General features: G+C 73.8%; 7 protein-coding genes. 4 read left to right on the top strand and 3 right to left on the bottom strand.

The annotated features are described in order from the left end of the window. Positions 1-168: 168 nt before the first annotated feature. The 3 genes from ACFY0I_RS16080 to ACFY0I_RS16070 are packed head-to-tail and all read right to left on the bottom strand — an operon-like array spanning position 169 to position 3,871. On the bottom strand, positions 169-819 hold the full coding sequence (locus tag ACFY0I_RS16080) for a PhzF family phenazine biosynthesis protein (RefSeq protein ID WP_388895305.1): 651 nt from the start codon (positions 817-819) through the stop codon (positions 169-171). 19 nt (positions 820-838) lie between these two features. After that, positions 839-2,386 (bottom strand): HtaA domain-containing protein, encoded by a 1,548-nt coding sequence (locus tag ACFY0I_RS16075; RefSeq protein WP_388895302.1) that lies wholly within the window; start codon positions 2,384-2,386, stop codon positions 839-841. A gap of 51 nt (positions 2,387-2,437) precedes the next feature. Further along, positions 2,438-3,871: an HtaA domain-containing protein gene (locus tag ACFY0I_RS16070; RefSeq protein WP_388895300.1), complete on the bottom strand. Its 1,434-nt coding sequence runs from the start codon at positions 3,869-3,871 to the stop codon at positions 2,438-2,440. 123 nt (positions 3,872-3,994) lie between these two features. Here ACFY0I_RS16070 and ACFY0I_RS16065 point away from each other — a divergent pair, with 123 nt between their 5' ends. From ACFY0I_RS16065 to efeO, 4 genes are all read left to right on the top strand, one after another. Continuing rightward, positions 3,995-5,011: a hemin ABC transporter substrate-binding protein gene (locus tag ACFY0I_RS16065; protein WP_388895297.1), complete on the top strand. Its 1,017-nt coding sequence runs from the start codon at positions 3,995-3,997 to the stop codon at positions 5,009-5,011. 2 nt (positions 5,012-5,013) lie between these two features. Beyond that, entirely contained in the window at positions 5,014-6,207 is a 1,194-nt protein-coding gene (locus ACFY0I_RS16060) for a FecCD family ABC transporter permease (protein WP_388895294.1), read from the top strand. After that, on the top strand, positions 6,204-7,109 hold the full coding sequence (locus tag ACFY0I_RS16055; protein ID WP_388895291.1) for a heme ABC transporter ATP-binding protein: 906 nt from the start codon (positions 6,204-6,206) through the stop codon (positions 7,107-7,109). The genes ACFY0I_RS16060 and ACFY0I_RS16055 overlap by 4 nt, the downstream gene beginning before the upstream one ends. Positions 7,110-7,273: 164 nt before the next feature. Continuing rightward, positions 7,274-8,425: an iron uptake system protein EfeO gene (gene efeO / locus ACFY0I_RS16050; RefSeq protein WP_388895288.1), complete on the top strand. Its 1,152-nt coding sequence runs from the start codon at positions 7,274-7,276 to the stop codon at positions 8,423-8,425. Positions 8,426-8,427: the final 2 nt, after the last annotated feature.

Below are 8,427 nucleotides of genomic sequence, written 5' to 3'. Positions count from 1 at the left end.
TCCGCGCTCGGCCCCCCCCCCCCCGTGCCCCCCGCGGGCGCGTGGACGCGGGGGCGGGCGCCCCCCCCCCCCCGCCGCCCCCCGCCCCCCCCCCCCCCGGGGGGGGCGGCGGGGGGGGCCCGCGCGGGGCCCCGGCCCCGCTGTCGTGTTCGGGTCCGACAGGCCCGGTCAGTCGGCGAAGCGGACGCGGCCGCCGATCTCGATCGTGCCGTCGGGCGCGGGAGCGGTGAGGATCTGCGAGCCCTGGCCCTGGGTGATGTTCAGGGCGCGGCCGAGCTGCGCGCTCAGCAGGATCGCCGCCGAGCCGGTGGCCTCGTCCTCGGTGACGGCGCCGTCGGGGCGCCGGGGGAAGCCGCGGGCCCGGATCCGGCCGGCGGCCTCGTCCTCCCAGGCCCAGGCGTACAGCCAGCCCTCGCCCGGGGGCGGGGCGGGCAGGGCGTCGACCTCGGCCGCGCTCGCGTACTGCTCGGTGCGCTTGTCGGTGACCCACTCGGGACGGGCCGTGATCCAGGTGAACTCCCCGTCGCCGCGGGCCCATACGGAGCCGGCCGGTGGGTTGAGCTCCTCGATGTCGAGCAACCAGGCGACGCCGACGAGCGGGTGTCCGGCAAAGGCCATCCGAGTGCCGGGCGTGCGGATGTCGACGACCCCGCGTTCGGGGTCGTCGACGAACACCGTCTCGCTGTAGCCGAGTTCGGCGGCCAGCGCCTGCCGGGACGCGTCGTCCGGGCAGGTGCGGCCGTCGCGGACCACTCCGAGCGGATTGCCGAAGCGGCCGTCACCCGCGCAGAAGACCTTGATCACATCCAGATCGTTCACGCGGGCATTCAAACACGGCTCAGGCCTGGGCCGTACGGCGCCGGCGGGCGGCGAACACCGCGCCCGCTCCGGCGGCGATCACCAGGCCGGAGGCGCCGAGGAGGGCGCCGGCCGGGATCTCGGAGCCTGTGGTGGCCAGGTTGCCGCCGACGGAACCGCCGCCACCGGCGGCCGAACCGGCGCCGCCGACCGAACCGCCGCCCACGGCGCCACCGTTGGCGCTGCCGCCCGTGGTGCTGCCGCCGCCCGAGGAACCGCTGCCGCCGGTGCCGGCCGGCGGGAGGGTGACGTCCTTGTCCACGGCCACCGAGAGGTCGAGGGAGTCCATCGGCTTGCCCGGCTTGTACTTGTCCAGGACGGCGTTGTCGTTGGCGAAGACGGCGGAGCCCTGCTCGGTGAAGACGGCGGGGACCGCGTTGAGGGCCAGCAGGCCGCCCTTGGTCTTGTACTCGACCTTCGACAGGTCGAGCGTCGCGAACGGGACGTCCTTGCGCAGGCCCGCCGCCGTCTTCGCGTCGAGGGTCAGCGTGCCGGTCCCGCCGTTGCCGACGACGCGGATGTTGCTGAACGTCAGGTCGAGGCCGTGCGCCGCGTACTCGAAGCGCAGGGTGCCGTCGAAGGCGGCGTTCAGCTTCCGGTTCTTGGTGTCCAGCTCGCCCTTGCCGAAGGCGAACGCGTAGGTGTTGCCGCTCTTGACGGCGCCGCCGGACGCGGTGATGCCCTTCTCGCCGACGTACTCGCGGAAGGACTGCATGATGCCCCAGGTCAGCTTGCCGCTGAGGATCTTCTGCGGGCCGTCGACGGGCGGCGTCACCGGCGGGGTGACGGGCGGCGTCACGGGCGGGGTCACCGGCGGAGTCACGGGCGGAGTGACGGGCGGAGTCACCGGCGGAGTGACGGGCGGGGTCACCGGCGGGGTCACCGGCGGAGTCACGGGCGGGGTCACCGGCGGGGTCACCGGCGGGGTCACCGGCGGCGGCGGGAACTCCAGCGCCACCGTCACCTTGTCGCCGACCGCTCCCGAGTAGGCGGGGCGACCGAACACGGCGGCGAACTCGGGGGTCAGCTTGGTGCCGAGGCCGGCCATGTTCATTCCGGCGAACGCCACGTCCGCGACGGGGACGTTCGGCGTGAGCGTGCCGTTCTTGGTGACGTCGGCCGTCAGCTTCTTCGTACCGGTGTCGATCCGGAAGTTCTCCATCTTGACGACGAACCCGTGCGCGCTCGCGTCGAAGACCACCCGGCCCTTGAAGGCCGCGGTGACGACGTGGCCGCCGTCCTTGTCGTACTGACCGGTCGCCCGACCGAAGCGGAAGCCGCCGGGTATCTCGGTGGCACCGTCCTGCACGGTGACGGAGCCGACGCCCTTCACGTACTCGCGCAGGCTCGTCAGCACGCCCCAGTCGAGGGTGCCGTCGAGCACCGGGATGGGAGCGGCGGCGGCCTGCGCGGCGACGGCCGGGGCGTTGCCGTTGGCGGTCGCGGGCAGGACGAAGGCGGTGGTGCCGAGGGCGGCCGCGGTGAGTACGGCGGCCGCGACGGCGATCGGACGGCGGTGGGACGACATGGCTGGGTACTCCTGAAGGACCGGAAAGAAACGAAGGGGGGTGGGCGGGCGCTACGGCGCGTCGGGGGACGCGGGCGCGGAGGCCGCGGACTCGGCCGCGTTCGCGCGGCGGGACCGCAGCACCAGGAAGGCCGCGCCGCCCGCCAGGACCAGGACGGCCGCGGCGAGGGCGACGTACAGCCCGGTGTCGGAGGACTCGGTCGCCGCGGCGGCCGGCGCCGGGGCGGGGGTCGCGGACGGCGAGGCCGCCCGGGGGGCCGGCGCGGGGGCGGCGGTGGAACCCAGGTCGGGCAGGGCGGGCAGCCGCGCGCCCGCGTCCAGGGCGACGGCGAGCGAGATCGGGTCCATCTCGGTGCCGGCCTTGTACATCGAGTTGAAGGCCTGGGAGCCGCCCTCGGTGAGGGTGGCCGGGGCCTCGGTCACGGTGGCGAGGTTGCCCTCGGTCTTCAGCGCCTTCGCGTCGAACTCGACGAGGGGCACCGCGTTCTTGGTCTCCGCGCCGGTGGTGACGTCGGCGGACAGGACGCCCTTGCCGTTCTCGACCTTCACGCCGACCTGGGCGAGCTTGAGGTCGAGGTGGGCGCCGGTGAAGTGGACGGTACCGGCGAACGCGGCGTCCAGGGTCCCCTTCGCGCCGTCGTACGAGCCCTTGCCCTGGGGGAAGCGGAAGAGGGCTCCGCCGTCCTGGGCGCCGTCGGTGAGGGTCCACTTGCCCTGGCCGATGGAACCGGAGACGTACTCGCGGAAGGTCCGGCGGATGCCCCAGTCGACGGCGGCGTCGGTGAAGGCGCCCTGCGTCTGCGGGGTCGCGGCCGGGGTGCTCGGCGTCTGCGCGGGCTGCTGCGCGGGCTGTTCGGCGGCCGGGGCCAAGACGTCGGCGGACAGCGAGAGCGGATCGAGCTGCGCGCCGGCCTGGTAGTAGCCGGCGAAGGCCTTGGCGCCCTGTTCCGTGAGGGTGGCCGGGACGTTGGTGAGGGCGAGCGGGGTGCCGCCGCCCAACATGTTGATGCCGCGCAGGCCCAGCGTGGCGAAGGGGACCTGGGACTGGTTGGTGACCGCCCCGGTGTCCTTGGCCTTGCTGGAGACGTCCAGGTAGAGGGTGCCGGCGCCGCCCGAGATCTTGACGGTCGGCCGACTGACGGTCATGTCCAGCTCGTACGCGCCGTCGGGCTTCTGGTGGCCCTGGAAGGCGACGCCGCCGGTGAAGGCCGCCGTGAACTCACCCGTGTCCGGGTCGTAGGAGCCGTTCGCCGAGTGGAAGCGGAAGAGGCTGCCGCCGACGGTGGCGGCTCCGCCGCGCAGCTTGAAGCCGCCCTTGGCGATGGGTCCGGTGACGTAGCTCTGGAAGGAGGACTTGAGGCCCCAGTCCAGTCGGCCGCCCTGTACGGTACGGCTCGCCGCATGAGCCGCGGTGGCCGGGAGCAGGGCCCCCAGCAGGGCCGCCAGCAGGGCGACGGCGAACACACGGACGGGTCTTGCGGGCATGAATGTCCCCTCCAGGGTCTAGCAAGCGAGGTTAGGCTAACCTAAGCTATCCCGGTCGTGGGGGGAACCCTCACGCCGGCAGAACCTCAGAGCCCCCAGTCGGACGATCAGGACGGTGCCTTCGTGCCTACGCCCGCCGCGTCAAACCGCTTCCCCCGCCTCGCCGTTGCCCTCGTGGCGCTGGCCCTCGCGGTGACGGGTTGCGGAGGTACGGCCACCCCCGGAAATTCCCCCGCGTCGAGCGCCTCGGCCGTCCCCGACCGGATCGAACCGCTCACCGCCGCACCGGTTCCGGCCCTGCCGGTGACGGTGTCCTCGGCGGACGGCGCCCGGGTGACCGTCGCCTCGGCCGAGCGGATCATTCCGCTGACGGGCAGCCTCAACGAGATCGTCCAGACCCTCGGGCTCGGCCGGCAGGTCGTCGCCCGGGACATCACCGCCACCTTCGAGCAGGCCTCCGCCCTGCCGGTGGTGACACGTGGACACGACGTCTCCGCCGAGAGCGTGTTGTCGCTGCGCCCGACGCTGGTGCTCGCCGAGACCACCACCGGGCCCGCGGAAGCGATTCAGCAGATCCGTGACGCCGGCATCCCGGTCCTGGTGATCGCCCCCGCCAAGACGCTGGAGGACGTCCCGAAGCGGATCGACGCGGTGGCCGGCGCGCTGGGCGTCCAGGACGCCGGTGCGCAGCTCAAGCAGCGCACCGCCGACCGGATCGCCGCCGCCCGCAAGGACGTTCCGGCCGCCTCCGGGAAGAAGCCCCGCGTGGCCTTCCTCTACCTGCGCGGCACCGCCTCCGTGTACCTGCTCGGCGGCTCCGACTCCGGCGCGGCCTCGCTGCTGGAGGCCGCGGGCGCCGTCGACACCGGCAAGGAGTCCGGCCTCGGCAAGGACTTCACCCCGATCACCAGCGAGGCCCTCGCCGCCGCCGCGCCCGACGCGATCCTGGTCATGACCAAGGGCCTCGAGTCGGTCGGCGGGGTCGACGGCCTGGTCAAGGTCCCGGGCGTCGCCCAGACCCCGGCCGGCATGGACCGTCGGGTGGTCTCCGTCGACGACGGCGTGCTGCTCAACTACGGCCCCCGCACCGACCAGGTGCTCTCCTCCCTGGTCGCGCAGCTCTACGGCAAGGGCGCCTGAGCATGACCCTCTCCTACGATCCCCCGCAGGCGACCGGTTCCGCCGCGGACCGGCCGGCCGCGCCCGCGCCGTCGGACCGGCCCGCGGGCCCCGGGCGCCCCGGGGCGCCCACCCGACCCGACGGACCCGCCCGACCCGACGGATCCGGCGCGGGCGCCGCCACGCCGCGCGGGCGCCGGGCGCTGGTGCTCACCGTCGTCCTCGCCGCCGCCCTCGTCGCGCTCGCGCTGCTGTCCGCCGGGACCGGCGCGTACCGCATCCCGACCGGGGACGTACTCGCCTCCGTGCAGCACCGCATGGGCCTCGGCGGGGCCGCCCTCGACCGGGTCGGGGAGAGCGTGCTGTGGAACGTACGCCTGCCCCGCGTCGTGCTCGCGCTGCTGGTCGGATCCAGCCTCGGCTGCGCGGGCGCCCTGATGCAGGGCGTCTTCGGCAACCCGCTCGCCGAGCCCGGCGTGATCGGCATCTCGGCGGGCGCCGCCGTCGGCGCGGTCGCCGCGATCGGACTGGGCCTCAGCTTCCTCGGGAACTGGACCATCACGGCCTGCGCCTTCGTCGCGGGTCTGATCACCGTCGGCGCCGTGTACGTGCTGTCCCGCAACGGGGGCCGCACCGAGGTCGTCACCCTGATCCTCACCGGCATCGCCGTGAACGCCTTCGCGGGCGCCCTGATCGGCATGTTCATCTTTTTCGCGGACAGCGGCCAGGTCAACCAGATCACCTTCTGGCAGCTCGGCTCGCTCGCCCAGGCCACCTGGCCCAAGGTGCTCGCCGTGCTCCCCTGCGCGCTCGCCGGTCTGCTCGTCGCCCCCTTCTACGCCCGCAAGCTCGACCTGCTCGCGCTCGGCGAGCGCCCGGCCCGTCACCTCGGCATCGACGTCGAACGGCTGCGCCTGGCCCTGATCCTGGTGGTGGCGCTGCTGACGGCGGCGGCCGTCGCCGTCGCGGGCGTCATCACCTTCGTCGGCCTGCTCGTCCCGCACCTGCTGCGGATGGCGAACGGCCCCGGGCACCGGTTCCTGGTGCCCGGCAGCGCGCTGGCCGGGGCCCTCGTCCTGCTCGCCGGCGACCTGGCCGCCCGTACCCTCGCCCAGCCCGCCGAGTTGCCCCTCGGCGTGCTGACCGCCCTGATCGGCAGCCCGTTCTTCTTCTGGCTGCTGCGTCGCACCCGCCGCAAGCAAGGAGGCTGGGCGTGACCAGCAAGCTGACCGGGTTGTTCGGCCGGCGCACGCGGACCCTCCCGGAAAGACCGCTGCCCGGCGCGGCGCTCGCCGAGGTCGAGGACCTGCACCTGCGGCTCGGGAACCGCGAGGTCCTCGCCGGGATCGGCCTGACCGCCGTGGCGGGCGAGGTGCTGGCGCTGGTCGGACCGAACGGCGCGGGGAAGTCCACCCTGCTCGCCGCGCTCGCCGCCGACCTGCCCGCCACCTCCGGGACCGTACGGATCGGCGGGCGCCCGGTGGGCGACTGGTCGGCGCCCGATCTGGCCCTGCGTCGCTCCGTGCTCCCCCAGTCGGCCGCCCTGTCCTTCCCCTTCCCCGTCGCGGACGTCGTACGGATGGGCCGCGCGCCCTGGGCGGGCACCGCGTTCGCCGACGCGGACGAGGAGGAGGTGGCCGCCGCCATGGCCGCCACCGAGGTCGGCCACTTCGCCGAACGCCCCTTCTCCGCCCTGTCCGGCGGCGAACGGGCCCGTGTCGCGCTGGCCCGCGTCCTCGCCCAGCGGGCCCCGCTGCTGCTGCTCGACGAGCCCACGGCGGCCCTGGACCTGCGCCACCAGGAACTGGTGCTGCGGATCTGCCGGGAGCGGGCGGCGGCCGGGGACGCCGTGGTCGTCGTCCTGCACGACCTCGGGCTGGCGGCGGCGTACGCGGACCGCGCGGCCGTGCTCCACGACGGGCGGCTCGCGGCGGACGGCCCCCCGGCCGAGGTCTTCCGGGACGAACTGCTGAGCCGGGTCTACCGGCAGCCGGTGGAGGTGTTCCCGCACCCGCGCACCGGCGCGCCGCTCGTCGTCCCGCTGCGCGCGCAGGCCGGACCGGGACCCGCCGGCCACCGCGCCGACCGGGCCGCGGGCCCCGACTTGACCCGCGCTTGACCGCTGCTTGAGAGCGAAATGGCGGGGCCGTGACGGGCTTGTGTCCCGGGCGGAAATATGAGAGGTGATTCACTGGACGCGTGGGTTGAGGTGAGGTAAGCCTCGGTTAAGTTAGGCCTGCCTCACCGGCCTCTCCCCCGCCCTCAGCCTCGCCAGGAGCCCCCATGCGCCCCGCCCGCATCACCGTCCTCACCGCGGCCGCCGCCGTGGCCGCGCTCACCGGCGTCACCGGCTGCGCCGAGAAGAGCGGCGGTGCGGGATCCGACGCGATCAGCGTGAAGGCGTCCGACAGCGCCTGCGAGGTCTCCGCGAAGGAGTTCCCGGCGGGCAAGGTCACCATCGACGTCGAGAACAAGGGCTCCAAGGTCACCGAGCTCTACGTGCTCTTCCCGGACGACCGGATCGTCACCGAGCGGGAGAACATCGGCCCCGGCACCAAGGCCTCCATCACCGCGGAGATCAAGGCCGGCGACTACGAGATCGTCTGCAAGCCCGGCATGAAGGGCGACGGCATCCGCCAGAAGGTCAGGGCCACCGGCCAGGGCGGCGGCGAGAAGCGCAGCCCCGAGCTGGACACCGCGGTCGCCGCGTACCGCAAGTACGTGCAGGAGCAGGCCGACGAGACGCTCCCGAAGGCCCGCGCGTTCGCCGACGCCGTCAAGGCCGGGGACGTCGAGGCCGCGAAGAAGGCGTACGCGCCCTCCCGCATCGGTTGGGAGCGCACCGAGCCGGTCGCCGAGTCCTTCGGCGACATCGACCCGAAGGTCGACGTCCGCGAGGACGGCCTGGAGGCCGGCCAGGACCCGGCCAAGGACTGGACCGGCTGGCACCGCCTGGAGAAGTCCCTCTTCCAGGACAACAAGATCGACGACAACGACAAGAAGCTCGCCGACACCCTGATCGCCGACCTCACCGACTGGCAGAAGAAGGTCGGCCAGGCGGAGATCACCCCCACGTCCATGGCCAACGGCGCCAAGGAACTCCTCGACGAGGTCGCCACCGGCAAGGTCACCGGCGAGGAGGAGCGCTACAGCCACACCGACCTCGTCGACTTCAAGGCCAACGTCGAGGGCGCGCAGAAGTCCTACGAACTGCTGAAGCCGACCGCCGAGAAGAACGACCCGGCGCTCACCAAGCAGCTCGACACCCAGTTCGCCGCGCTGACCCTGCTCCTCGACAAGTACCGCGCCGACAAGACCTCCTACGAGTTCACCGCCTACGACAAGGTCGGCGAGGCGGACCGCAAGGAGCTCTCGGACGGCGTGAACGCGCTGGCGGAGCCGCTGTCGAAGCTGGCCGCCGCGGTCGCCAAGTAGCG

The organism is Streptomyces sp. NPDC001568 (genome assembly GCF_042893755.1).
In the GTDB taxonomy this organism is placed as follows: domain Bacteria; phylum Actinomycetota; class Actinomycetes; order Streptomycetales; family Streptomycetaceae; genus Streptomyces.
Note: the sequence above shows the minus strand (reverse complement) of the source record. Positions and strands in the feature narration are given on the sequence as shown.

Excerpts from the sequence above, each read along its gene's own strand:
- ACFY0I_RS16075 (WP_388895302.1), bottom strand. The coding sequence starts at position 2,386 with ATGTCGTCCCACCGCCGTCCGATCGCCGTCGCGGCCGCCGTACTCACC.
- ACFY0I_RS16070 (WP_388895300.1), bottom strand. The coding sequence starts at position 3,871 with ATGCCCGCAAGACCCGTCCGTGTGTTCGCCGTCGCCCTGCTGGCGGCC.
- ACFY0I_RS16060 (WP_388895294.1), top strand. The coding sequence starts at position 5,014 with ATGACCCTCTCCTACGATCCCCCGCAGGCGACCGGTTCCGCCGCGGAC.
- efeO (WP_388895288.1), top strand. The coding sequence starts at position 7,274 with ATGCGCCCCGCCCGCATCACCGTCCTCACCGCGGCCGCCGCCGTGGCC.